Raw genomic sequence first — 25,826 nt, 5'->3', positions numbered from 1 at the left:
CCTTGTTATCGCGTTCAAGCGGCTTAACTTCACATCTGTTTCCATAGGGTCGATAGAGTGTCTGCAATCGAATTGAACAATGAAACCGCGTGTGCCGGAATAGCGGACATGATCGAGCGGGGGCTCTGGGACGACTCCGTCGTGGGACCGCCGTCGGAATGGCCTGATTGTCTGAAGTCCGCCGTGGACATCATGCTTCCTTCACATGCACAGATCGTGATGTTCTGGGGCGACCAGTATGCAGCCCTTTATAACGACGCCTACGCTCCCACGATCGGCCTCAGGCATCCGCGTGCATTCGGAAGACCGGCAAAGGAGAACTGGGGCGAGCTCTGGGATGACCTTAAGCCTTTGTTGGATCGCGTCCTTCATGGTGGCGAAACGGTTTCCGCCAGGGATCGACAGTTTTACATCGAGCGCCACGGACATCCCGAAACCGTCTATTTCGACATTTCCTATTCGCCGATCAAAGACGAAACCGGTAGCGTCCGCGGGGTGTTCTGCATCGTCAACGAGACGACAGAAAGAGTGCGTTCGCAGCAAGCGCTCAAGGAGAGCGAGGAACGTCTGCGGGCGCTATTTTCCCAGTCCGCCGCAGGTATCGGCCAGACCGACCTTCAGGGCCGGATGACGCTCGTCAACCAGCGCTTCTGCGAGATGCTCGGCTATCAGCGGGAGGAGCTTGTGGGCATCCGTTTTCAGGACTTGACGTTTCCGGACGACCGTCAGGAAGCTGAACGGCTTTTCATGCACCTTGCCGAGACCGGCGAACCCTTCGATATGGAAAAGAGATGCGTGCGGAAAGACGGAAGTATCGTATGGACGGCTGTCTCGGTCTCTGCCCTCACAGATGACGATGGTTCAATCCGGCAGGTAGGCTTCATCGCCATTGACATCTCGGCCAGGAAGAGCGCCCAGGAAGCGGAGCGCCTGCTTGCGTCGATTATCGCTTCCTCCAACGACGCCATCCTCAGTATCGATCTTGGCATGACGATCACCAACTGGAATGCGGCTGCCGAGAGGCTATACGGATACACTCGAGACGAGGCGGTGGGAAAGTCGGTCCTGATGCTCCTCCCGGAAGGACGTCGTGACGAGGAGCCCGAAATTCTTCGGCAAGTCAGCGCCGGAAAGGTCGTGGAACCTTACGAGACGCAGCGTCGAAGGAAGGATGGCGGCCTGGTAGACGTCCAGCTCAGCGTGTCCCCGATCTACGACAGCAATGGAAGAACGATCGGCGCTTCCAAGGTGGCCCATGACATCACGGCCCGAAAGGAGGCCGAACGTCTTCAAACGGTGCTGACCAGCGAGCTCAATCACCGGGTCAAGAATACGTTCTCCACTGTCATTGCTATTGCGAGACAGACCCTGGATCGAGAGGGAACGGATCGGAACCAAGTGAGCGCATTCCAGGATCGCCTCATTTCGATGGCGAAGGCACACGATCTGCTCACGCATCGCGACTGGCAACGCGCTGACTTGGGAGAGTTAGTCAGCCAGGTGCTGGAACCCTACCCTCCTGAGCGCTTCGACATCGAGGGCTGCGCTGTGCTGTTGCCCCAGAAGGCCGTTCTCTCGTTTTCGCTCGCCATCCATGAGCTTGCAACGAACGCCGCAAAATATGGCGCATTGTCTGTCGCTCAAGGGAGGGTCTCGATCTCCTGGAGCTATGAGGAGGCCATCACGAGGCTGCGGTTCAGATGGGTCGAGCGGGATGGCCCGACAGTACAACCGCCGTCCCGGAAAGGCTTTGGTTCGCGTCTGGTCGAGAGGCTTCTGGCAGCCGAGCTGAATGGCCGTTCGACAATCAACTACGATCCTGCCGGTGTCATCTGCGAGATCGAGGCGATCTTGGATCCGGACGCAGCACCGGAGCGACGATAGCTGGTCTTCGGCCATTTCTGTCATGCTCGCGTCTCCCGTCTTTTCTCCGCAAGCGCCCAATTTTCGCCGATCGCCGCATGCTGTGTGGATCCTGGAAGGGGAAATTCTCCAGCCTAACTGTTTTCGGCCCTCTCACCGATGGAGCGCATCGGGGTCGGGCAAGCTGTCGCCGAGGATGGAGCGGGAACTCGAAGAACCCACAATGCATTACACCGAGACTAGAAACCACTAGGTCACTATGCAGGAAAACGACCAGAAACGAGCTGAAGCGCGAGATGCCGGGGAGCGCCTTGTTAGCCGCCACGTTCGCGAAGACCCCTTTGCCGCAGCGTTCAAAGCGACGCGTATGCCGATGATTGTCACCGATCCAAATCAGGCCGATAATCCCATCATCTTTTGCAATGCCGCATTCGAAAAGCTGACCGGCTATTCGAGCAGCGAAGCGGTCGGTCGAAACTGCCGCTTCCTTCAAGGCCCGGAGACGAACCTGGAAACGGTGGGTCGCATTCGCGCCGCAATCAGCGCCGGGTCTGATATTGCCATCGATATCTTAAACTACAAGAAGGATGGCGAACCCTTCTGGAACGCCCTCTTTCTATCTCCCGTGCGCGACGATAACGACAAGATTATCTACTTCTTCGCCTCCCAGCTCGACTTCACCAATGTGAAATCACGGGAGGCGGATCTCGCCGCCGCACGTCATCGTGCAGAAGAGGAAGTCGCCGCGCACACCGAGAAACTGGAGGCTGCACTCAAAGCCAGGTCGCTGCTCGTCCACGAGGTCGATCACCGCGTCAAGAACAACCTGCTGACCATGGCGTCGATCGTAAAACTCCAGACCCGGCTGACTAGGGACGAAGGGCAGAAGCGCGTTTTGAGGTCCGTGCTAAACCGCGTGGAGGCCTTAAGCACCGTTCAAAGGAAACTGTTCACGCTGGAGGACGTCTCGCGCTTCGACGTCGCGGATTTCACGAAGGAACTCGTTACCGATCTTGTCGAAGCTGTTGGGCGCAAGGATATCCGACTGACGCTTGATCTGCATCCCCTCTATGTGCCGGCCGTAAAGGCGACACCGCTGTCGCTGATCGTCAACGAGCTTATCGGCGACGCCGTCCGGCGCGGCTTAAGCGACGGTGGCGGCGACATCCATGTCGTCGTCAAACGGTTGAACGGCCATTTCCTAATCAGAGTGGAGGACACGTCCATACCGGTTGAGGTCGATGCGGATACCGCCGAGATCGGTCGCATTCTTCTCGAGACCTCTGCCAAGCAGGTCGACGCGAAAATCGAGAAGCGGATCGAGGGACATCGGACAACGGTCGATGTCACTTTGCTCGTCGATGCACAGGAGAGCGCGCATTGAAGGTTATGATTGTCGAAGATGAGATGTTGCTCGCCATGGAGCTTGAAACCGAGGTTGAAATGGCCGGACACGAGGTGAGTGGGGTGGCGATGAACCGCAGGCAGGTGGACGACCTCCTGCGAGCGCATCGGCCGGATTTCGCTTTTGTCGATATTCATCTTCAGGACGGTCCAACGGGGATCGAGGTCGGGCGCGATCTGGCATCCAAAGGCATTCCGTACGTGTTCGTCAGCGGTAATATCAAAAAGATCCCCGCGGACTTCGCGGGCGCCCTCGGCGCCATCGAAAAGCCCTACACGATGAACGGCATGACGAATGCTCTTGCCTATATCTCAGCGATCCTGATGGGTGAGGAAGATATCTCCCCTCCCGCAAGCCTTGTGCTCGCCGACGACGCTCGGACCATCGTGTTTGCAGGCGCACGTAGTTCGACCTCATTCTGGGAAGCTCAGGATAACCTCAACGAACGGTAGGCGGTGCGGCAAGCAATCTTTTGGCTGAGCGGATATCCCGCTTGCTCCGGCCGTGCAGGAACCATCGAAATCTTCTGTTTTCGTGAACGGCGGCTTCCAAAGTCTCAAATCCAGCCGGAAAACACTTGTGCCGCGATTTCTGGCGGTGCAATCGGCGGATCCGGACCGGGTAACAAGTCTCAACATCTGCGACTCGTAGGGCGGCTTTTAGGCCGCCCCGATCAATCTCTTCTTATTCGAACCTCAGAACTGACGAGCCAATCCACCCGGGAAGCTGGTCCGGACGCGCCGGTGCAAAGATCTCATAATAGACACAACCTTCCGGCCCCGTTCCGATCGCCGCGTGTCGCGAGCCTGCCGGAAAGAAAACCATGTCGCCCGCGCTGGCTTCAAGCTTCTTGCCATCGATGACGAGCTTGCAAAGACCCGAAACCATAATCAAGATCTGCTCATTTTCGTGTGAGTGTGTCTTGCCATCGAAAGCAGCGTCTGCCGCCGTTTCAATACGCACGGCCGAGATCTTATCGGCGCAGATTCCCTTGCGGGAGGAGCCTGCCCGCATGCCGGCAACAGCCGGCAATGTCTTCCAATCAATCAGCATGTCTACCTCATACGCTCGCAATCAGCCCGCCATCAACGCGGATTAGCGAGCCGGTGAGATAGGATGCCCTGCTGCTCGCCATGAAGGCGACGACATCGGCGTATTCCTGCGGATCACCGTAGCGACCAACGGGGATCGAGGCTGTGCTGGCTGCTGAAACGTCTTCTACGGACTTGCCTTCACGCTTGGCTTTCTGCTCGTCGAGGTATGTGATGCGTTGGGTTGCGACACGGCCCGGAAGGACGACGTTGACCGTCACGCCGTCACGGCCCACCTCGCCTGCCAGCGTTTTCGACCAGCCGAGGAGCGACATGCGAAGTGAATTCGAAAGCCCGAGGTTGGGAATGGGTGCGACGACACCCGATGATGTCGACGTGATAATGCGGCCCCACTTCCTCTCCCGCATCTTAGGAAGAACAGCGTCGCTGATGGCGATGACCGAGAGCACCATGCTGTCGAAATACTTGCGCCAGCTGTCAGCGCTTTGACCGGAGACCAGCGTCGGCGGCGGTCCGCCGGTGATATTGACGAGGACATCGACCGAGCCGAGTTGATTTTCGATGGCGGCGAGATTAGGGGCGATCGCGTCAAGGTTGGCAAGGTCCCATTCCACGGCCATACCCGAACCGCCGGCTGTGCTTATATCGGAAACCGTCTTTTCGGCCGCTTCCTTGTTAATGTCAGCGACCGCAATCTGCGCACCCTCTGAAGCGAGCGTTTTGGCGATCGCACCGCCAAGTCCTCCGCCAGCCCCCAATACGAGAGCCGTTTTACCATTCAATCCCAGATCCATGGTCTGTTCCTTTCTGTTGTTGTCGATTTTTGTCCGGCGTCAGATCAGCCGGCCATCCAGCCGCCATCGACCATCAGGTTGACGCCGGTGATGTAGCTCGCCATATCGCTGGCAAGGAAAAGGGCCGCACCCGCGACATCGCGGGGTTCTCCAAGACGCGGCCAGGGCGTACGCCGTCGCGAATAGTCGAGGGCGTCGGGATCATTGGCGACGCCCGGCTTGCCGGTGATGATCTTGCCGGGTGCGATCGCGTTGCAGAGGATCATATCGGCGGCGTGATCGACCGCGATCTGCCGGGTCATCTGTACGATTGCTCCTTTGCTGACGCCGTAGGGAAAATCGCCTGGGCAAGCCACCATGCCGTGCTGCGAGGAGACGTTGATGATCCGGCCCCGCGCCTCGCCCTCAGGCTCCTGTGTCAGGAACTGCGTTACCGCGCGTTTGCAACAGTAGAAGAAGCCCGTAACGTTGACCGACATAACCCGATCCCATTGTTGCGGGGAGGTATCGAGAAGATTGGTCGAAGTGTATATCGCGGCGTTGTTGACCATGATGTCGAGGCGACCGAACTCTTTTACTGTCTGGGAGACAAGCGCATCGACGTCCGCCCAGCTAGCGATATCGGTCTTGACGAACAGACCGCTTCCGCCCGCCGCGACAATAAGGGCACGCGTAGTATCGCCTCCCTCGATCGGAGCCTCGGATAGGTCGGCAATGACGACGGTTGCGCCCTCTTCGGCATAGCGAAGTGCGATCGCGCGTCCGAGACCTGAACTGGCACCGGTCACAATTGCAATTTTATCATCGAGCATAGGCATTGGAATTCCTTCAAGCGAGGCTGCGGACAACTCGGCCGCGGCGCGAGGCAATAAGTGCTCCGTCTGCGACGATGCGTTCACCACGCAGAAACACGTCCGTCAGCCTGCCGGGCGTGCGCTTGCCATGAAAAGGGGTATAGGCTGCGCGAGAGACCTGAGTGATGTCGGTGATATCAGTGGAACGGGTCATATCGATAAGCAGAATGTCAGCGTCACGACCAACCGCGATGGCACCCTTGGCGCGCCCCAGCCCAAAGCGAAGCGCGGGGTTGCGAGAGCAGATGCGGACCAGATCCTGAAGGGTCATAAGCTTTTCCGCCACGAGATCCAGCATAACAGGGAGCAGCGTCTGGAGACCGGGCATGCCGCCCGGAATGTCGGCAAAGACGTCATGGGGAAGGGATTTCTCTAGCGGGCTATGGGGTGCATGGTCCGTCGCCATGATGGCAATCAGTCCTTCAGAGACCGCATTGCGCAAAGCCACGACATCGTCACGGCTGCGGAAGGGAGGCGATCCCTTGAGTCTGGCGCCCGCAGTCTCGTAATCTTCAGAGGTGAAAAACAGGTTCTGCGGTGTCGTTTCGACGGTGACATCCGCCATTCCACGAAAGCGGCGCCACGTCTCTACGCCAAGCTTGGAATTCACCTGGCGTACATGCACGCGCGCGCCGGTCTCGGCTGCAGCCAGCACCGCCCGCGCAATCCCCCCAGCTTCAGCAAGCGGCGGTCTGCTTTCCAGAAATGCCCTGATGTCGCCAGCCCGGTTGCGTCCGGCGCTGCCCTCGAGGATCGATTGCTCGCCGGGAGAAACTCCTATCACCGGGCCGGCGCCCGCAACACGGCGCAGCATCTCGGTTACAGCATCCATCGTGTCGAAACGGTAGTCGACGGGCACGTCGGCCGTGAACAGCTCGAGAGAAACCGGCGACAAGGCCAGCAGGTCGTCCAGGTTATCGATTTTCCTCGAAAGCACTGCCTGAAAACCGACATCGACATGAAGACGGCCTGCGGCACTCGCCATCTTTTCCGACAATTGCTGAGCGGTTGCCGTCCAGGGATCGTCAGTCGGCATATCGAGGACCGTCGTCACCCCGCCAAGGGCGGCGGCATGGGTACCGCTTTCGAAATCTTCCTTCTGCGTCAATCCCGGTTCGCGCAAATGCACATGCGCGTCGACCAGACCAGGCAATAGCTGTTTGCCGCGAGCATCGATGAAGCTTCGTGCCGTAGCGGTGTCGCCCGGCGCAAGAAGGGCAGCAATTTCTCCACCGCGAATGCCGACGTCAGCAGGGCTTTCACGATCCGCATTGACGACGGTTCCGCCGGTGATCAGCGTGTCGAACATACGCGGCTCCCGTCCCTACCACAGACCCGCAAGTCGCGGCTCTTCATGCGTGACGACCTCGACGAGTGCCGCCTGCCCCGCCTTGACCTTTTCCAGTGCGCGCAAAAGACCCGGACGCAGCATTTCCGGTTCGACCACGCATTCGCCATGACCACCGAGGGCCTCGGCAATCGGGGCGTAGTTTCCGCTCAGCCGGTTTGCTCCATATTTGCTGGTGGCGATCGGCATGCTCTTGGCGTAACCGCCGAGCACGTTGTTGCGCAGCACGATCGTCAAGACCGGAAGATTGCATCGTATTGCCGTCTCGAAGTCGATCCCGACCATGCCGAAGGCGGATTCGCCCATCAGATTGACGACCGTCGCGTCGGGGCGGGCAAGCTTGGCGCCCATGGCGAAACCGAGACCACTGCCAAGCTGGGTGGTTTTTCCCCAGCCGATATAGCTGCCGGGCGCCGTGGCCACATAAAAGGGGCAGAACTGATCGCGCGGGTTGCCGGCGTCATGCGTGACGATCGATGTTTCCGGGTCGAGCACCTGCATCAATTCCCACACGACACGGTATGGCGAGATCGGCCGGCTTTGCGATGTCAGGAGCGGCATCCATTTTTCCATGAAGGCAGCTCGCACGCGGGCAATCTCGGCGACCGGATCAGGCCGCTCGCCGAGCGACCCATGCGCCTCGCGGATACGGGCAGTCATCTGCTTCAGAACAGACCCCACATCGCCAATCACCCCTTGCGCGATCGCATAGTCCTTGCCGAGATCAGCCTCGTCGATCGTGACCTGCAGGATAACCTTGTCGTCCGGCATTGGCAGAATGTAGTAGGATCGCGTCAGGCTGCTGCCGAGCGCCAGCACAACGTCGGCCCTGTCCAGAAAATGATCGACCGTCGCCGGACGTGCGCGCCCCGCGGTCCCGAGTGCCAGCGGATGGTCCTCTGGAAAACCGCTCTTGCCGTTCGGCGTCGTCATGACCGGAATCTTCAAAAGCTCCGCGAGGTCGACCAGTTCAGCCGTGGCCGATGCCGACAGAACGCCCTGGCCCGCCAGTATGAGCGGCTCTTTGGCCGCAAGCAGCGTCTCGACGAGTGTGGCGACCTCCCCATCGTCGGCTTGGGTCACACTCCGGCGCGGACGGCGATGGTCGGCCGGCAGGGCATCGAGCTTTTCGGCCAGGAGATCAACGGGCAACTCGAGAAGGACCGGCGCCGGCGGGCCATTTCGCACCCGCGATATCGCCGCATGCATCAGCTTCGGCAGATGGGCGACCTGCGTTGCCGCCTCGCACCACTTCGTGATGTGACGGAAATTGCGTCGGGATTCGAAATTTGGAGAGACGGCTTCCGCGCCGCGTGGATAGCCGGTCGGCAGGAACAGCATCGGCACGCGATCGTTGAAGGCCTGCGCTATGCCGGAAAATGCGCTTTCGGCTCCCGGACCGTACTGCACCGTGACGACGGCAAGCTCCTTGCCGGCCGTTGCCCGCGCGTAACCCTCAGCGATATTGACGGCAACCCGCTGCGTGCGGGCAATCAGCGGCGGAATGTCGAGCGCTGCCGAGGCATCGAACAGCTCGCTCGCCGGAAAACCGATGATCTGTTTGACGCCTTCTTCCTTCAGGACCCCGGCAATATAGTCCGCGCCGGTCATCGTCTCTGCGCGCAAGTGTCCTTCAGCCAGTACATGTGTGCCGTCAGCCATGATGATCGATCCAGTAGCGGGCAATATCCTCCCGGCGCATGAAGCTAGCCCCGGGGGTATTCTTGACGTGTTCGATCACATCGCGCAGACCCGAGGCTCGGTTGGGCTGACCCATCCAGCGAGCGTGCACGCCGATCGTCAGCATCCGCCCGCCGGTCTCATCGGCTTCCCCAACCATGTAATCGATGGCAGCACGGCAATCCTCGGCAAAGTCGCGCGGATTGCTGTAGCCAGGCGCAATCAGATAGCGGCTGTCGTTCAGCGTCTTCGAATATGGCACGACGAGAAGCCGCGTCCCCTCGTGGTCGAGGAAATAGGGAAGGTCATCGTTGCAGGGGTCGGAGTAATAGAGAAATCCCCCTTCCCTGACGATCAGGTCACGGGTGTTGACGCTTGGAAAGGAGCGGCAGTTCCAGCCGAGCGGCCGTCTTCCCGTGAGTTTCTGATAAAGCGCGATCGCCTCGTGAAGCTGCTCTTCCTCCTCATGGCGCGGCATGGCTGAATATTCGCTCCAACGCAGGCCATGGCCGAGGAGATCGTGGCCGCGGGCGTTCATCCAGTCGATGACGGCAGGGTTCTTCTGGAGCGCAACGGCGCAGGCCGAAACGGTCACGGGAATGTCGTATCGGTCAAACAGACGTGCCAGACGCCAGACGCCGGCGCGGCTGCCATATTCGAAATGCGTTTCCGTTCCGAGGTCACGCAGCGGCGGGCTGTTGGGTATATTGTATTCGCCCCAATTGTCGTTTCGCCCGTCCTCGAGCCAGGAGTATTCTGCGCCTTCCTCGTAGTTCAGTACGAGATTGATCGCGAGCCTTGCCCCGCCCGGCCAAGTGACGACCGGTGGGTTCGGGCCATAGCCGACGAAATCGCGCGATTGATCTTTTGCCGTTGCGCTCATCACTTCTCCTCGCTCTCATGTTCGTTTTCGATGATCCAGTCCATGTAATCATGGAAGGACTGCCTGGCGCAGCGCGGCCGCCAGCCCGTATCCAACGCGATGCGGGAAATGTCATAGGCGCCCCACATCCCGTCTTTCAGCGAAACATCCTGGACGATGTTGGCGCTCTCGGCCGGGCTCACTTCGACTTGCAGGTGAGGCGCGCGTTCCCTTGCCCAACCGACGATGTCGCCGATCGTGGAGGTCTCTCCGCTGCCGATATTGTAGTGCCGGTAGCGCAGCCTGTCCGCGAGGAGGAGTGCGATGATCGCATCGGCGACATCCGTCGAGGTGACGTAGTCGCCGACAGGCTCCAGGCTGTTCGGGCGGATTGCCTCGCCTGCAAGCGCCATATGGGCGATGCGGTTTGGCACATGCAGGAAATTGCGGCTGCCCGTGGCCCGATCCATTGGACCGTAGACCGAGGCGAGCCTGACGGAGGCGGCCGACAGACCGAAGAGATCGGCATAGCGGTTGACAACCATCTCGGCAGCAAATTTGGAGATCCCGTAGAGCGTCAGAGGTGCGACATACCCGTCTTCCGGAAGGGGTTCGCCCGTCCAATCCGGCCCATGATGACGATAGACAGAACCCGAACTGACGAAGACCAGACGTTGAATGAGGGGACGCGTCCGCAGCCATTCGAGCATATGCACGGTGCCCATGAGATTGACATCGACGATCCTGGCAGGGTCTTCGGCTTCGGGCTGGCGATTTGCCTCTGCAGCACTGCCACGTGAAATCGGAGTGACAGTCGCGCCGTGCACCACGTAGCGGATATCGTGGCTGTCGAGCGCTGCTTCCCACGCGTTGCGATCTCGGATATCGGCCGTCACCACAGTGAGCCGATCGCGAACCGGAGCAAAATAACGTTCCGCCATGGCATCCAGGCCGGCACGATCAAGGACGACCACACGCGCCAGGGGATCACGATCGAGCCACGTCCGTGCGAGGACGCTCATGACGAAGCCGGTTGCGCCGGTGACGAGAAGGGTCATTTCAAATCCATCCAAGATTTCGATACAGGGATCAGCGCGTCGCGTAGCCGCCGTCAACAAGAAGGTCGGTGCCTGTGATGAAGGAGGCATCCGCCGACAGGAGGAAGGCAGCGGCAGCGGCTATCTCTTGCGGCTTGCCGATGCGACCAAGCAGATGGTCAGGCCCCAGCGCGGCATTCGCCGCGTCGAGATCGGGCCACCGCTGCAGAAGCCTCGGGGTTGCGACGGCACCTGGCGACAGACTGTTGACACGGACGCCATCGCCGGCGTGGTCGACGGCCATGGCCTTGGCGAGGTGAACAAGGCCGGCCTTTGCGGCACAGTAAGCGACGGCCTTGCCGGTCGCTACATGCGCGAACTGCGATGCGATGAAAACGATCGATCCGCCGCCGCCCGCAAGCATCGGCGCAAGCGCATATTTGCTCGCAAGGAAGGCGCCCGTCAGAATCACGTCGACCTCCAGCCGCCATTGCTGCTCGGGCAGGTCGAGGACGCTGGCGTCCAAGGCGGGCGCTGCTGCATTGTGCACGAGACCGTCCAGGCGACCGAAATGCCTCAAGCCTTGATCGACGGCGTCCTGGACCGACGCACTATCCGTCACATCGCAGCGGACGGCGAATGCCTGGGGGCCAAGCGACCGGGCTAGCGCGGCGGCACCATCGAGCGATTGATCCGCACAGACCACAGCGGCATTTTCATCGGTGCAACGTCGCGCGATTGCCGCACCGATACCGCTCGCGGCACCGGTCAGAAAGACCACCTTGCCATCAAGGCGTGACGTCATCGCGCTCATGATGCGAGAACCTTCGAAAGACCCTGCTGTGGCGGGAAGGGCCGCTCTCTGGCGAGGAACCGGCCACGGCCGGGTTCGGCCATGATCTTCCCGTCGTCCCAGACGATGTCGCCACGTGAGATCGTCATGATCGGCCAGCCTTTCACGACTTGGCCCTCATAGGGCGTGTAATCGGTCGCGTGATGCAGCAGAGAATTGGTGACGGTGACGCTGCGATCCGGATCCCAGATCGCGATATCGGCGTCTGCGCCAACCGCAATGCGTCCCTTCCGGGGATGGAGGCCAAACAGCCGCGCCGGCGCACCGGCAGTCAGGTCCGCAAATTTCTGCAGCGATATCAGCCCGCCATTCACGGCGGCGGAAAACAGCAGGGCAAGCCGTGTTTCGATACCGGGTATCCCGTTGGGAATGCGATGGAAGGGCGTCCCGGGACCGCCGGCGATCTTGTCGGCATAGTGCCAGGGCGAATGGTCGGAGGTGAAGACTTCGAGCGTTCCGTCGAGGATGCCGGCCCAGATTGCCGGCTGGTTGGACTTGTCGCGCGGCGGCGGTGTGCAGACGCATTTGGAGCCGGACAGATCATGGGTGTCGATATCGTCAGCGGAAAGAAAAAGATATTGCGGGCAGGTCTCGGCATAAATCGGCAGCCCGCGCGCCTTGGCGCGGCGAATCTCCTCGACAGCCCCACCGGCGGCGACGTGGCTGACGAGGATCGGTGTCTCGATCAGTTCCGAAAGGCTGATGGCGCGGAAGGTTGCCTCGCGATCACCGATCGCCGAATGCGCCTTTTCGTGGTAGCGCAGCTCGGTCTTGCGCGCGGCGATGAACTTTTCGGTCAGCCATCGAATGCAAGCATCGTTTTCCGCATGGACCATGACCATTGCGCCTTGGGCGCGGGCAAGGTCGAGCACATTCAAGACCTCGTAGTCATCAAGCTTCAGTCCGTCATAGGTTAGATAGATCTTGATCGATGTGCAGCCCTCGGCGATCAGACCGGGGATTTCGTCGCGCAGAACCTCTGCCGACGGGTCGCCGACGATGAGATGAAAGCCATAGTCGATCCGCGCCTTCGAACGCGCTCGCTCATGGTAGTCATCGACGATTTCGCGCAGTGACTGCCCGCGCATCTGCATGGCGAAGGGCACGACTGTCGTCGTGCCGCCGCACAATGCCGACAAGGTGCCGGTGTTGAAATCGTCCGCCGTCGCTTTGCCTTCCCAAGGCTGCTGGTCCATGTGGCAATGGCTGTCGACGCCGCCCGGCAGCACGATACGCCCCTCGGCCGCGACTTCCTGTTTTCCCTCGGGCAGGTCCAGCGCCAGCGCCGCTATCACGCCGTCGCGAACGCCGATATCGACCCGCCTGGTCGCATCCGGCAGCACCACGCGACCACCACGGATCACGAGATCATAGGGCTTTGTGGACGTCATTCGCTTCCTCCGGGCACGAGGCATGGTTTGGTAGCGCCGATCGGACGACGCAGATTGAAGCAGGCAGCGGCGGCAACCAGAAAGGCGCCGCTCCCAAGGAGGAGAAAGAGCGCCTGCGGTGCAAACAGCTCCATGAGCTGCGCGGCAAGCCCAGGTGTCATGATGTTGCCGATCGAATAGAGGAGCAGCAGGCTGCCCGACGCCGAGACCATATGCCGGCTGTCGAGCTGCGAATTCGCATAGGCGATGCCGATCGGATAAATCGTCAGTGCAATGGCGCCATAGGCGAAGAACAGGCCGTAAAGCACCGGCTGCGGAGAGTTTCCACCCCAGGCAATTGCCGCGCACAGTCCCACGCCCGTCAGTCCCTGGAGCAGCAGCAGAACACGCCGGTCCATGCGATCCGACAGCCATCCGACCGGTGCCTGGGCAAGCATGCCGCCAAGGCTGAAAGCGGTCACCAGCGTCACGGCGACGGTTGCGTCCAGGTGCATCCGCTCCGCATAGATCGGCGTCATCGTGTAGACGTTCATATTCGTCATGCCCGCCTGAAAGACGCAGATGACCGTCACCGGCGCCAGGGCGGCGAGCCGCCAAATGCCGTATCGATTCCCGGAATGGGCGATGCCGGCCTCGACCGTCACCGTCAGTGGCAGCCGCAAGGCGGGCCATGGTCCGCCGACGAATCGTGCATAAGTCAGGCCGAGCAGGATGACGCCAAATACCATCTGAAACAGATAAGGCGAATTCGCTCCGGCCAGTTCGACCAGCAGCTGCGCAAACAACGTCGCCAGCGATGTCATCAGCATGTAGAAGGAGAAATAGGCTCCCCTGTTCTTCTGATCGGCATAGAGATTGATCCAGCTTTCCGACACGACGAAAAGGGTCGCGATGGAAAAGCCGTTTATCAGGCGCAGGCAAAACCAGACCGGAGCTGCTTGCGTCAGCATATAGCCGCCCGCACCAAGGCCTGCGAGCGATGCCACAAGCAGGAAGGAACGCTCATGTCCGAAACGGACGACAAGGAAGCGCGCCGACAGGCAGCCGGCAAGAAAGCCGATAGGAAAGGCCGTCAGCAACAGCTGGACCCCGTGCGGGTCGAGTGCGGGATCGCTGAGCTGGAGCGAGATCGCCGTCGTCAGAAGTGAATTTCCGGTCGCAACGATGCAGATGCTCGCCATCACGTGCAGAATTGCACGAAGGCCTGCGGCCTTTTGCGGAGTGTCGCCCATCGTCCTTTCGGGGTCGTGCATTGCCTATGCCTTTTCGGCTGGAGCAAGGACGGACGGGCGTGCGGCAAGCTCCGCCTGATCGATATGGCACAGAATTTCGTGCGTCCCGGACATCTTGCGCAACGGCGGAGCGACGGTATCGCAAATGCTGCCGAGCTTGCGATGGCATCGCGTTGAGAAGCGGCAGCCGGCCGGCACGCTCACCGGGCTTGGCGTCTCTCCCGACAGGCGGATGCGCTGGCGCGGCGTCTCGTCGGGATGCGGGCTGCGGATCGCCGAAAGAAGTGCCTCGGTATAGGGATGGGCGCCTTCGCTGAAGACCTCGTCGACTGTTCCCTGCTCCATGATCTTGCCGAGATACATGACGACGACCTTGTCGGCGACATGACGGACGAGGGCCAGATCGTGGCTGATGAACAACATCGTCGCGTGCTTTTCCCGCTGAATGTCGAGGAGAAGCGTCACGACCGCGGCCTGCACCGAGACATCCAACGCCGAGACGGGCTCGTCCGCGACGATCAGCGATGGTTCGGCTGCAAAGGCGCGCGCGATGGCGATCCGCTGTTTTTGGCCACCGGAAAGCTGGCTCGGCTTTCGGTCCGCGACAGCCGGAGACAGACGGACCATTTCCAGCAATTCACGGACGCGCTGCTCGATCCCGGCCCGGTCCTTGCGGATGCCGAACTTCTTGATCGAACGGCGGATCGAGAAGGCGGCGGAATGCGAGGGATTGAGCGTGCTGTCGGGGTTCTGAAAGATCATCTGAACCTGCTGCAGCAATTCGCGTGGACGCTCGCTTGCCTGCAGCTCGGCAATGTTTTCGCCCGCCATCCGGATTTCACCCGACGTTGCCTTGTCGAGCCCCGTCACTATCCGCGCGAGCGTCGATTTCCCGCAGCCAGATTCGCCGACGAGCGCCACGATTTCGGCTCTTGCCGCTGTAAAGCTGACGGCTTCGTTTGCCTTGACGGTCTTCTGGTAACCGACCGGATAAAGACGGTTTACATTGGAGAGTGTTATTGCAGTCGATTTCGCAATCGCCTTCGTCTCGGGAGGGGCAGGCATTGCTTGCGCATCGTGGACGTCCTGCAAGCGGACGCAGCGTACCAGATGGTCTTCGCCCGCAGGCTCCAGAAGAGGCCCGGGCGGCCGATCGCAGAGGCCGGCGACGAAACTGGAACAGCGGGGCCCGAAAAGACAGCCCTGCGGCCTTTCCTGCGGCAGCGGGATCGAGCCGGGAATTGCGGCAAGCGTGCGACTGCGCTTGTCACCGGCAATATCGGGAATGCAATCGATGAGCCCGCGCGTATAGGGGTGTTTCGGCAGGCGGAACACGTCCGCCGTTATTCCCTCTTCCACCATCTCGCCGGAATACATGATGCCGAGACGATCACAGCCTTCGGCGATGAGGCCGAGATTATGTGAGATGAACAGAAGGCTGGTCGAGTAACGCTGGCGCAATTCGGCGATCAAATCGATGACGGCTGCCTCCACGGTCACGTCAAGGCCCGTCGTCGGTTCATCGAGCAGCAGAAGCGACGGCTTGGCAAGCAAAGCCATGGCGATGACCACGCGCTGCTGCTGGCCACCGGAGAGCTGGTGGGGATAGCGCTTCAGCATGTCGCCGGGATCCGGCAGGCGAACGTCGGCCAGCATCGCCTCCGCCATCGCCACGGCTTCCTTCTTGCTGACTCCCAGATGAAGCAGCGGCACCTCGGCAAGCTGCGCGCCGATCGTTTTGACCGGGTTGAGTGCGCTCATCGGGTCCTGATAGACCATCGCGATCTGTCGCCCGCGAATGGAGCGCAGTTCTTTTGCCGAGGCATTGACCAATTGCTTGCCGTTGAAACGGATGCTGCCGCCGGCAATCACACCGGTATTGCCGAGATAGCCCATGATCGCCATGGCCGTCGTGCTCTTGCCGCAGCCGGATTCTCCGACCAGGCCATAGCTTTCGCCGGGCATGACCTTGAACGAAAGATCCGGGATCGCAACGACCGTCTCGCTTTTGCCGCGAAACTCGATGCGCAGATTCCGGATCTCGAGAACGGGTTCACGATCGATCGCTGGCGTGACTGACATGGCCGCTCCTTGAAGACTGGACGCGATGATGTTCATGGTTTCCATGCCTCCCGCATGCCGTCGGCAAGCAGATTGAAGCCGAGGACGAGGCTGACGAGCGCGGCCGACGGAATGAGGGACATATGCGGCCAGACATTCAGGACGGTGACGCTTTCCTTGACCATACCGCCCCAATCCGGGTTCGGTGGCGGCAGGCCGAGGCCGAGAAAACCCAGAATACCGATCGTGATGATCGTGTAGCCGATGCGAAGGCAGGCATCGACGATCAGCAGACTGCGGCAGTTCGGCAAAAGCTCGACGACCATGATGTAAAGCGTGCTTTCCGCACGCAGCTTCGCCGCGGAGATATATTCCTGCTGTTTGAGACCAAGCACCAGGCCGCGAGTGATACGTCCGATGCCGGGCGCCGAGGCAATCGTGGTCGCAATGACGATATTGAGGACGGACGGTCCGATATTGGCGATCAGGATGACGTAGATGACCAGGACCGGAAAGGCGAGGATGATGTCCGAAAACCGGCTGATGAGGACATCGATCCAGCCGCCGTAGTAGCCGGCAATCATGCCCATCATGATGCCGACCAGCATTGCTACCGCCACCGACAGGGGCGCAACGGAGAGCACGGTGCGGGCACCGAAGATCAGTCGTGACAGGACATCGCGACCAAGGACATCGGTTCCGAGCCAATGGGCCGCCGAGGGATAGGGATTGCTCATCGCCATGACATCGGAGTCGGTTGGAGACGGCAGGGGCAGGATGGGCGCCAGAAGAGCCGCAAGAACCCAGAGGAGCACCAGACAGAGACCGACGACGGCGGTGCGAGAGTGGAAAATTCGCACCCAGTTCGACCGCCCTACCCGCTTTGGCGGCGCGACGGCGACTGCTGAGATATTATCGTGAACAGCCATGATCTATTTCACCCGGATACGTGGATCGAGCAGCATGTAGCCGAGGTCGCCGAGCAGTTGCGTGATGACGGCGATCGCGACGGTGATCAGTGTTGCAGCTTCGAGGGTCGCGATGTCGCCGAACAGGCTTGCATCGAGGATCAGGCGACCGAAACCTGGATAGGCAAAGACGAGTTCGGTGACGACAACGCCGCTGATCAGAAAGTTGATCTGCAAGAGCAGCACCGTAAAGGGTGCGATCATCGCATTGCGAAGCGCGTGGCCGAGGACCATGCGTCGCGTGCTCATGCCTTTAAGAATTGCAGTGCGGATGTAAGGCCGCTCCATGACGCCAATCATCGAGACGCGGATCATGCGCGCCACGTAGCCGAAGTCGTAGATGACCAGCACGGCAACGGGCAGCACGAACTGGTAAGGCACCGCCCAGCCGCCGTCGCTGTTGAGAGGGCTGGTGCCCGGCAGTATCGGCCAGAGGATCACGAAAAGCGTGACGAGGAAGACCCCTGAGGCAAATTCCGGGACAGAGGTGAAGGTGATACAAATGACCGATAGTGTCCGGTCTAGCACGCCGCCTTCCTTCAATCCCGACAGGATGCCGAAGATGATCGACAACGGGACGATCAGCAGAAAGGCCAGTCCCGCCAGGATCGCGGTATTGCGGAGGCGATCCCAGATGACATCGTTGACGGGCAGCTTGTTCAGCGTTGAATAGCCGAAATTCCCGAAATACTGGGCGCCGCGGGGATCCGTAAAATTCAACCCGGTGGTCGGATCCTGAAGAGGATCGGGGATTGCCCCGACGAGTACGCCGAGCCAGCGGCCGAAACGAACCGGCAGGGGATCGTTCGCCCTCAGTTTTTGCGACAGAAGGTCCACCTGCTGCTGGGTGGCGAAAGGACCGAGCGACTTGCGCGCCACGCTGCCGGGGGTGAACTCGCAGACGGCAAAGACGAGAAACGAAGCACAAAGCATCGTCACGACCATCATCACCAAACGCTTTAGGAGGAAATTCGCCATAGCCGGAGGAATCCGAATGTCCAGGCAAAGTGCCCGACCGCGCGACGCGGTCGGGCACCAGCCGAAAGGTTAAGCCGAGATCGCGTACTGATGCGCGAAGATGTACTGCGAAGGATGGAGCTCGAAGCCCTTGACCTTCTTGTCCATGACGGTCGAGAAAACACGCCAGAAGGGCTGAACGATCGGCCCGTCGTCCTGCATGATCGCTTCGATCTTCGCCATCACCTTGCTGCGTTCCTTCGGATCGAGAATGCCTTCGGCTTCGGTCAGCAGCTTGTCGAAATCCGCATTGGAATAGTTGGATTCATTCCATGCGGCGTTCGAGCGGTAGGCAAGCGACAGCGTCATGATTGCCAGCGGCCGGTGGCCCCAGGCGGTCAGGCTGAACGGCGACGTTGTCCAGACTTCCCAATATTGGGCGCTCGGCAGGGCCTTGATATTGACCTTGACGCCGATGTCCTTGAACTGTTCAGCAAGGACCTGCGCGGTATTGAGCTCCCAGATGGGATCCGGGCGCGTCGTCATGTCGAACTCGAAACCGTCCGGATAGCCGGCATCGGCTAAAAGCTTCTTGGCCTTCTCGACGTCACGCGGATATTTGGGCAGAGCCGCGTATTCAGGATGCGACGGCGCGACGTGATGATCTTCCGCCGGAATGCCGGCGCCGAGGAGAGCCGTCTGGATAACCTTGTCGCGATCGATCGCATAGCGCATCGCCTGACGCACACGCTTGTCCTTGAACTGCTCGATATCGGGATGCATGCGCGCAACGACCGTCTGCGTCGTCTCGACCTGATAGACGGCGACATGGGCGAAGTTCTTCATCGCGTTGATCTGCACTGCATCGGCTTCCGACAGACCATCCACCTGCTTGGAGGCCATGGCGGCGATACCCGCACCCGGATTGTCGCCGAGGTCGACATATTCGAACGTGTCGAGATAAGGGCCGGTGCCCCAATAGTCGGTGCGGGCCTTGTACTTGGCACCCTTGCCGACGACGTATTCGGTCATCACGAAGGGACCTGTGCCGTTGGCATCGGCCCCGAAGGCTCCGTTTTCTTCCGGATCGATGATGAACATCGGATAATGGTAGAGGTGCTCGGGCACGGCAATCTGCGGCGCAGAGCAGTTGAGGCGGACGGTGTGGTCGTCCACCTTCTCGATGGCGTTGTCGGCCCAAAGCTTGCTCGACTTCTTCGGATTGCCCTTCTCGTCCTTTTCGCCGGTTTCATATTCCTGCACGAGATAGCCGGTAAAGAGCCCAAGCATCGACGAGCCGATGGCGGGATCGCACACGCGCTTCAGGTTCCAGACCACGTCATCTGCTGTCAGAGGACGACCCTTGCGCCACTTGACGTCCTTGCGCACATAGAGCGTCCACGTCTTCAGGTCGTCGCTGACCTCCCACTTTTCCAGGAGGTAGGGATGCGTGATGTTGTTGCGATCGGTGAAGGTAAGATATTCGCAGACCTGACGGATGACGTTCGACTTCTCGGCGAAGTCTGCCAGATGCGGGTCCTTGATTTCCATGCAGCGCATGCCGATGCGCAGGTTTCCGCCCTTCGGCAGGTCTTCTGCATGGGCGGCACTACCTGGCATCGAAATGCCGGCGAGCGAATAGGCAGCTGCTGCCGAGACGCCGAGCAGCGTCGCCTTGCGCAGGAATTCGCGACGGCCGATCGAGCCGCCGGACATCTGTTCGACGAGAGTCGGAATATAGGAATGCTGTTTCTTGTCCACGGTGGTCATCTCCTAGTTGGCGCTTTAACTGTTCCGATTTTCTTGTTGGTTGGACCGATTGGCTGCTTTCGCTCGCCACCGTCGCAGCAGGCTTTTGCCCGTCACCCATCCGTCTTGGTTAAAATTAAAACAGGATGGACCTCTGTGACATGCAGCGACCCGACGTCTTCTCTGCGTCGATCGACATTGTTCACGTGGTTGACACCTCCCTTCGCCTTTCGGCTTTTCTTGTGGCTGCAGGGCTTTCGCGAAATCGCGTGCGATACGAGCGGCCGAAGTGGGAAGCCGATTGATAACCGCAGATTTCAGCGATCTTCCCGATCGCCAAATCCGTGTACGTCAGGAGTTCCTTTGCGCGCGCCATGCGCAGCTCGATGTAGAAATGACTGGGACTTTTACCGAGACTGGCGTGAAACAGCCGTTCGAGCTGGCGCAGCGAAAGCGCAACGCTGTCGGCAAGATCGGAGATCTCCAGGGGATCGCCGAGACTTGCCTCCATGCGGCGTACCACAAACGCAAGCTTGGCGTTCCTGATGCCAAAACGGTCTTCGGGGGACATCCTCTGGACGTCGTCCTGACGCCTGATGCGGGCGTGGTTGAACTGGTCGGAGATGAGCGCGGCGAGCTCCCTGCCCTCAATGGCAGAGATCAGGTAGAGCATCATGTCGAGCGTGACCGTGCCGCCTGACGAGGTCAGAAAGCGTCCATCGATGGCAAAAATGTCGTCTGTGGCAAGACAGTTCGGGAACTCGCTTCGAAAGCTTGCCAGCGACTCCCAATGGACGGCACATCGCCGCCCCTCCAACAATCGCGCCTTTGCCAGGAAGAAGACGGCCGTGCTGACTGCGCCCAGCACACAGCCTTCCGAATGGATACGCCTTAACCAGGCAAAGACGTTGGCATCATAGGCGTCTGCATAATTTATGCCGGCGCAGAGAATGACGATATCGCAGCGGGGTGCCTGCCCTACAGCCATGTCGGCATCGAAACCCAATCCGCTGCTGGATTTCACATGGTCACCATCCGCCGACAGGATCAGCCATTCGAAGGCTTTTCGCTTGGCCAGCCGATTGCCCTGCCTCAGAGAGTCAAGTGCTGCGGCAAAGGTCATCAGCGGGAAGTCCGGCACCAGGAAGAAGCCGATCCGGATCGGCCGGTCGCCCTGTGCCAACTGCTTCAGTGTATAGGTCTGTTCCATCATAAGGGGAACTCCAAACATCCGCTTTCCCTGCTTCTGCTGGCCCGCGGTAGCGGCCCCAGGCGATCAAGCGAAAACACCGCCGACCCACCGTCACCGCATGATCAGTCGGTTTTGCGTCACATCGTAGCCGGTGACCGGCTTGCCGCTCGTGCGCGCGGCATTCGGCCGGTCGCAGGCTATCAGGCGACCGCAGTCAGGCTGGGCTAGCAGTCTTCCGTCGTGACACGGGATCTCGCCGCGCGAGATGGTCGTCTGTGGCCGCCCCTCGACCACCATCCCCTCATAGGGCGTGTAATCCAGTTCATCGTGCAGCGTTTCGGTGGAGATCCGCACGCGTTTCGCCTCATCGCAGATCACCATGTCTGCGTCGGCGCCGGGTGCCAGGACGCCCTTGCGACCCCGAAGGCCGTAGAGCTCGGCTGGCCGCTCTGCGGTAACGCGCACGAAATCGCGCAGAGACAACCGGCCATTCGACACCCCCATCGGAAAACAACAGCGGCAGCCGGGTTTCCAGACTAGGAAGTCCATAGGGAACCTTGTCGAAGGTCGCATTCATTCCATTGCGCATCTTTCCTTGAGATTCTCATTCCCCTTTTGGTTCTTGTGGGAATCCCCCCACAATCCCGATGGTATCCCACTCAAATACCGTACCAGCGGCCATTTGACGGAGTCAATCGGCAAATCAGCGAGCAGTCGCTCACGAACTGAGGGGATCGAGAGGAAGGGACGCGCGAGTACCGATGCCAGCAGGTTGTCCGTGTGGCCTGCGACCACAATTTGTCGCCAATCGAAACCGCGGATTGCAATTGCGAGCGATCCTGGAAGAGCGAGCCCTGGCGGCGAGGTTGGAGGTTCCCATGGACACCGATCCGCGCCACCCTGTCCCGCTTGGTCGGCAAAGGGCTTACGGACCGCCCCCGGGATGGCTTCCTGACCGTAACCCGCCTTGGCCTGGAGGATTTTGCGCAGCTGATACAATTTCGCCGGGTCGCTGAAACGCAGGCCCGCCTATTTCGCAGCTGGAAAGAGTGCGAGCGATCGACGTCCCGAGCTGATTGACCGGATCGAGAGAATGAACAGCGCGACTCGACGACGAGCTGCATGCGCTCGTCGCGAGATCCTGCGCAAATCGGTGGCTTGAGCGATCAGCCCTAACGGTCTGCCGGCTGTTGCGCACCCACAATGTCGGAAAGCTGCCGCGCCGGCGAGACCCGGATCGAGCATCTGGCCACTCTGCATGCCTATGCGGGCAGTAATGGCGATCTCAAAAGGGATCACTATGCGCAATCAGATCACGTCAGGATTTCTCAATCTCCCGACCAAGAGGTTAGTCCCCTGATCGCATCAATCCGTAAAGAGCCAGCGCATGAAGCGCTCCCGAACACGGTCGATATGGTCCGACATTGCCTGGCGCGCCTCGTCCGGCTTCTTGTCGGCGACTGCCTGCAAGACGGCGATATGCTCGCGCGCCTGCTGCTCGAAATTCTTTTCCATGCGCACGACATGAGCCATGCGCGCCTTGTCGCGCAGATTGCGGATATATTGCGCCAACATCGGTTTGCCGCTGGCATTGGCGATGAACAGATGAAATTCGTCGTCATACTCCCAAAACGGGTCGAATTCCAAACTCGGATCGGCGACAATCGCCCGGCTCTTTTCCAGGATCGCATCGACACTGCCGGGAGTGCTGCGATGGGCTGCCTGCGCGGCAGCTTCGCCTTCGAGCAGACGGCGGATTACGAGGATTTCCATCAGCTCTTCGATCGCCACCTGCTTGATGACGATGCTGCCATTCGATAGACGCGAGACAAGGCCTTCGCCCACAAGCCGATTGATCGCCGCCCGAAGCGGCGTTCGCGACGCCTTGATCTGTTCGGCAAGCTTGCGTTCGGTGAACACATCGCCGGGACCAAGCTCACGGGCCAGAATAAGGCTTCTCAGATATTGATAGGCCTGTTCCGAGATTTTGGTCTGATCTTTGCCAGTGGTGATGGTTGTCTCTTCCGCCACACTCAATCCTTGAGAGTTTTTCCCGCCGACTTCCCTCATAGACGATCAACAAGTCTCAAGCAATCCCAGCGGGGTCCCGCTGGTTTGTTATGAGGATGGGTGCGGGATTACCGCTTTACAAAGTCATTTTTTTATCGCTAGTTTCGCACCGTGCCCCGTTGGTATCCCAGTGGGATTTAGATGGAGACGACGTGAACAGGACCCTTCAACCGCTTAACCAGGCTGGTTTTACGAAATACGGCGATGTCATCGAGCATCAGGGTGATCAGCGTCGACGCGCGCTCTCGATCGACTTCACGGCCGAACATGATGACATGCGGCGGGCGTTCTGGGTATCGAAGGTCGTCGAAGCGACAACTCTTCCTGCGCGGATCAAATTCCTCGAACGTCATCCCTTTTCGGACCAGGCTTTCGTTCCGCTTCGCGACACAAGTTTCCTGGTGGTTGCCTGCCCGGACAACCCGGATGGCGGCCCCGACCTGGACCGCCTCAACGCTTATATTGCGAGCCCCGGTCAGGGGGTGATCTACAGACGCAATGTCTGGCACGCTCCACTTTCTGCCCTCACCGCCCCAGCTGAATTTTTCGTGACGATGGGGATTACCGACAAGGCGGCGAATGACGAGTTCTATGAACTGCCGATACCGCTCGCCATCGATCCGGAGGCATAGCAGATGGTACCGAGCGAACACCTGACGCGGAATTTTATCGGTTACGGGGCCAAAGGCTACGATCCGAGATGGCCTGACGGAGCACGCTTAGCACTCAATCTCGTCCTCAACGTCGAAGAAGGGGCAGAGCCATCCGTCATTGATGGAGATGCCACAAGTGAGGCAGCGCTGACCGAAGGAGGCTCAGGCTCGTTTCCAGGTCGCGACCTCGCGGCTGAATCAATGTTCGAGTATGGCAGCCGCGTCGGGTTCTGGCGTCTGTCACGGTTACTGGACGAGCGCGGCCTCCCAGCCACTGTCATGGCATGCGCCCTCGCGCTCGAGCGAAATCCTGAAATCAGCCACTATCTTCGCTCGAGCCAATTCGACGTCTGCGCGCATGGTTGGCGCTGGGAGCAGCATCGCGGACTTTCCCTCGAAGAAGAGCGCGAGCGGATTTCCCGAACTGTCCGCAGCATTCAGTCCTCGATCGGCAGCGTACCGGAAGGCTGGTATTGCCGGTATGGCCCGAGCGTCAACACCCGTAATCTTCTGGTCGAGCACGGTGGGTTCTCGTACGACAGCGACGCTTACAATGATGAACTGCCCTATTGGGTAAGGGTCGGCGATCAGCATCATTTGGTCGTTCCCTATAGTCTCACCAACAATGACGCCAAATTCATGCGCGGGGCCATGGCGACCGCCGAGCAATTCTTCCAGTTTCTGCGTGACGCCTTCGATTTTCTTTATGCGGAAGGCAAGCAGACGCCAAAAATGATGTCGGTGGGACTTCATTTGCGGATCGCAGGGCATCCCGGACGCGCTGCCGGGCTGCAGCGTTTCCTCGATCATGTCTCACGCCACGATGGCGTTTGGGTGTGTCGCCGCGGCGACATTGCCAGACACTGGCACCAGCACCATCAGCCGTAATCATCATCAACGCCAGCAATAGAAAAGGGGAATGCAATGAAAAAAAAATCAACGAGCTCAGTCGCACTTCTGGCCGCACTCGCAAGCTTCGGACTGCCGGGTGCTGCCGCCTTTGCCGACGATCACCCGCAGGATCAGCCGCTGGTCGTCGGCTCAGACTTCGGCGTCGCCCCATGGATGGTACGCGGGGCGGCTGGACCAGAGGGTTTCGGCGTCGATCTTATCACTGCCATCGCCAAGAAAATCGGCCGTCCGTCCGTCGACGTCCAGGATATCAACTTCTCCGGCCTTTTCGCCGCGCTGTTTTCCAAACGTATCGAATTCACGGTCAATCCGCTCAACATCACGCAGGAGCGCTCGGAAAAGATGCTTTATACCGAGCCCTTCTTTGCGACGGGCAACGGCTTTCTCGTCAGGAAAGGTGAAAAGCTGGAGTCCCTCGATGGACTGAAGGGCCAGGTATTGGCGGTCAATCGCGGCACGATCTCCGATACTTGGGCGACGCAGAACGCCGACAAATATGGCTTCGAAGTGCAGCGCTACGAGACCTTCCCGGATTCGGTTCAGGCCGTCATCACCCACCGCGCCTTCACGGCGCTGAACGAAATCCCGACAACGGTTTACGCAGCGAGCAAGAACCCTGCAATCGAGGTCGGCTTCAAGGATTTCAACGGCAGAAACTTCGGTTATGCTTTCCGCTATGGCGACGAGGCCTATCGTGACAAGGTCGAGAGCGCGATCGAATGCCTGAAGCAGGATGGCACGCTGGCGAAGCTCTACGAGAAATGGTACGGCGAGAAGGCTGCCGAGGGCACCGCCTTGACCACCGTTTACGCTGGCTACGGGGCGCCGGGCTTCAAGGGCTATGACGACAAGCCTCACGATCTCGCCTGCACCTAACCCTGTTCAGATCCGGC

General features: G+C 59.9%; 23 protein-coding genes. 6 read left to right on the top strand and 17 right to left on the bottom strand.

Annotation, left to right across the window (positions count from 1 at the left end):
- The first annotated feature begins 108 nt into the window (after nucleotides 1-108).
- The 3 genes from FHX08_RS27555 (at nucleotide 109) to FHX08_RS27545 (ending at nucleotide 3,720) form a co-directional block, all read left to right on the top strand.
- On the top strand, nucleotides 109-1,884 hold the full coding sequence (locus FHX08_RS27555; protein ID WP_184328027.1) for a PAS domain S-box protein: 1,776 nt from the start codon (nucleotides 109-111) through the stop codon (nucleotides 1,882-1,884).
- Between the two features lie 238 nt (nucleotides 1,885-2,122).
- Nucleotides 2,123-3,247 (top strand): PAS domain-containing protein, encoded by a 1,125-nt coding sequence (locus FHX08_RS27550; RefSeq protein ID WP_132658529.1) that lies wholly within the window; start codon nucleotides 2,123-2,125, stop codon nucleotides 3,245-3,247.
- A complete protein-coding gene (locus FHX08_RS27545) occupies nucleotides 3,244-3,720 on the top strand; it encodes a response regulator (protein ID WP_132658530.1) in 477 nt (158 codons plus the stop codon). The genes FHX08_RS27550 and FHX08_RS27545 overlap by 4 nt, the downstream gene beginning before the upstream one ends.
- Nucleotides 3,721-3,952: 232 nt before the next feature.
- Here the strand turns inward: FHX08_RS27545 and FHX08_RS27540 are convergent, their stop codons facing one another.
- From FHX08_RS27540 to FHX08_RS27460, 17 genes are all read right to left on the bottom strand, one after another.
- Nucleotides 3,953-4,321 (bottom strand): cupin domain-containing protein, encoded by a 369-nt coding sequence (locus FHX08_RS27540; protein WP_132658531.1) that lies wholly within the window; start codon nucleotides 4,319-4,321, stop codon nucleotides 3,953-3,955.
- A gap of 7 nt (nucleotides 4,322-4,328) precedes the next feature.
- On the bottom strand, nucleotides 4,329-5,114 hold the full coding sequence (locus FHX08_RS27535; protein WP_132658532.1) for an SDR family oxidoreductase: 786 nt from the start codon (nucleotides 5,112-5,114) through the stop codon (nucleotides 4,329-4,331).
- A 44-nt stretch (nucleotides 5,115-5,158) separates the two neighbouring features.
- Complete coding sequence (locus FHX08_RS27530; protein ID WP_184328026.1) at nucleotides 5,159-5,932, bottom strand: SDR family NAD(P)-dependent oxidoreductase; 774 nt, start codon at nucleotides 5,930-5,932, stop codon at nucleotides 5,159-5,161.
- Between the two features lie 10 nt (nucleotides 5,933-5,942).
- Nucleotides 5,943-7,277 (bottom strand): dihydroorotase family protein, encoded by a 1,335-nt coding sequence (locus tag FHX08_RS27525; protein WP_184328025.1) that lies wholly within the window; start codon nucleotides 7,275-7,277, stop codon nucleotides 5,943-5,945.
- Between the two features lie 15 nt (nucleotides 7,278-7,292).
- Complete coding sequence (locus FHX08_RS27520) at nucleotides 7,293-8,978, bottom strand: thiamine pyrophosphate-requiring protein (protein ID WP_132658535.1); 1,686 nt, start codon at nucleotides 8,976-8,978, stop codon at nucleotides 7,293-7,295.
- Nucleotides 8,971-9,879: an allantoinase PuuE gene (locus FHX08_RS27515; protein ID WP_184328024.1), complete on the bottom strand. Its 909-nt coding sequence runs from the start codon at nucleotides 9,877-9,879 to the stop codon at nucleotides 8,971-8,973. Before FHX08_RS27515 ends, FHX08_RS27520 begins: the two co-directional genes overlap by 8 nt.
- On the bottom strand, nucleotides 9,879-10,916 hold the full coding sequence (locus FHX08_RS27510; protein WP_184328023.1) for an NAD-dependent epimerase/dehydratase family protein: 1,038 nt from the start codon (nucleotides 10,914-10,916) through the stop codon (nucleotides 9,879-9,881). Before FHX08_RS27510 ends, FHX08_RS27515 begins: the two co-directional genes overlap by 1 nt.
- A gap of 31 nt (nucleotides 10,917-10,947) precedes the next feature.
- On the bottom strand, nucleotides 10,948-11,709 hold the full coding sequence (locus tag FHX08_RS27505) for an SDR family NAD(P)-dependent oxidoreductase (protein ID WP_184328022.1): 762 nt from the start codon (nucleotides 11,707-11,709) through the stop codon (nucleotides 10,948-10,950).
- Nucleotides 11,706-13,139: a dihydropyrimidinase gene (gene hydA, locus FHX08_RS27500; RefSeq protein WP_184328021.1), complete on the bottom strand. Its 1,434-nt coding sequence runs from the start codon at nucleotides 13,137-13,139 to the stop codon at nucleotides 11,706-11,708. The genes FHX08_RS27505 and hydA overlap by 4 nt, the downstream gene beginning before the upstream one ends.
- A complete protein-coding gene (locus FHX08_RS27495) occupies nucleotides 13,136-14,392 on the bottom strand; it encodes an MFS transporter (RefSeq protein WP_184328020.1) in 1,257 nt (418 codons plus the stop codon). The genes hydA and FHX08_RS27495 overlap by 4 nt, the downstream gene beginning before the upstream one ends.
- A 3-nt stretch (nucleotides 14,393-14,395) precedes the next feature.
- A complete protein-coding gene (locus FHX08_RS27490) occupies nucleotides 14,396-16,489 on the bottom strand; it encodes an ABC transporter ATP-binding protein (protein WP_184328019.1) in 2,094 nt (697 codons plus the stop codon).
- Entirely contained in the window at nucleotides 16,486-17,361 is an 876-nt protein-coding gene (locus FHX08_RS27485; protein ID WP_184328018.1) for an ABC transporter permease, read from the bottom strand. The genes FHX08_RS27490 and FHX08_RS27485 overlap by 4 nt, the downstream gene beginning before the upstream one ends.
- A gap of 3 nt (nucleotides 17,362-17,364) precedes the next feature.
- Nucleotides 17,365-18,378, bottom strand: a complete 1,014-nt coding sequence (locus FHX08_RS27480; protein WP_184328017.1) for an ABC transporter permease — start codon at nucleotides 18,376-18,378, stop codon at nucleotides 17,365-17,367.
- A gap of 69 nt (nucleotides 18,379-18,447) precedes the next feature.
- Complete coding sequence (locus tag FHX08_RS27475) at nucleotides 18,448-20,127, bottom strand: ABC transporter substrate-binding protein (RefSeq protein ID WP_210288403.1); 1,680 nt, start codon at nucleotides 20,125-20,127, stop codon at nucleotides 18,448-18,450.
- Between the two features lie 181 nt (nucleotides 20,128-20,308).
- Nucleotides 20,309-21,319 carry a GlxA family transcriptional regulator gene (locus FHX08_RS27470; RefSeq protein WP_184328015.1) on the bottom strand — a complete coding sequence of 337 codons (1,011 nt, stop codon included), beginning with the start codon at nucleotides 21,317-21,319 and terminating at the stop codon, nucleotides 20,309-20,311.
- Between the two features lie 90 nt (nucleotides 21,320-21,409).
- On the bottom strand, nucleotides 21,410-21,802 hold the full coding sequence (locus tag FHX08_RS27465; protein ID WP_281412397.1) for an amidohydrolase family protein: 393 nt from the start codon (nucleotides 21,800-21,802) through the stop codon (nucleotides 21,410-21,412).
- A gap of 861 nt (nucleotides 21,803-22,663) precedes the next feature.
- Nucleotides 22,664-23,329, bottom strand: a complete 666-nt coding sequence (locus tag FHX08_RS27460) for a GntR family transcriptional regulator (RefSeq protein ID WP_165912007.1) — start codon at nucleotides 23,327-23,329, stop codon at nucleotides 22,664-22,666.
- Between the two features lie 191 nt (nucleotides 23,330-23,520).
- Here FHX08_RS27460 and FHX08_RS27455 point away from each other — a divergent pair, with 191 nt between their 5' ends.
- The 3 genes from FHX08_RS27455 to FHX08_RS27445 are packed head-to-tail and all read left to right on the top strand — an operon-like array spanning nucleotide 23,521 to nucleotide 25,809.
- Nucleotides 23,521-24,000, top strand: coding sequence for an ureidoglycolate lyase (locus FHX08_RS27455; protein WP_184328013.1), 480 nt, complete (start codon nucleotides 23,521-23,523; stop codon nucleotides 23,998-24,000).
- 3 nt (nucleotides 24,001-24,003) lie between these two features.
- Nucleotides 24,004-24,909 carry an allantoinase PuuE gene (locus FHX08_RS27450; protein ID WP_184328012.1) on the top strand — a complete coding sequence of 302 codons (906 nt, stop codon included), beginning with the start codon at nucleotides 24,004-24,006 and terminating at the stop codon, nucleotides 24,907-24,909.
- 36 nt (nucleotides 24,910-24,945) lie between these two features.
- Entirely contained in the window at nucleotides 24,946-25,809 is an 864-nt protein-coding gene (locus tag FHX08_RS27445) for a substrate-binding periplasmic protein (RefSeq protein ID WP_184328011.1), read from the top strand.
- Nucleotides 25,810-25,826: the final 17 nt, after the last annotated feature.

It is taken from the genome of Rhizobium sp. BK529 (assembly GCF_014194105.1).
Classification (GTDB): Bacteria; Pseudomonadota; Alphaproteobacteria; order Rhizobiales; family Rhizobiaceae; genus Rhizobium.
The sequence above is the reverse complement of the archived record's forward strand: the minus strand, read 5'-3'. Positions and strand labels throughout refer to the sequence as shown.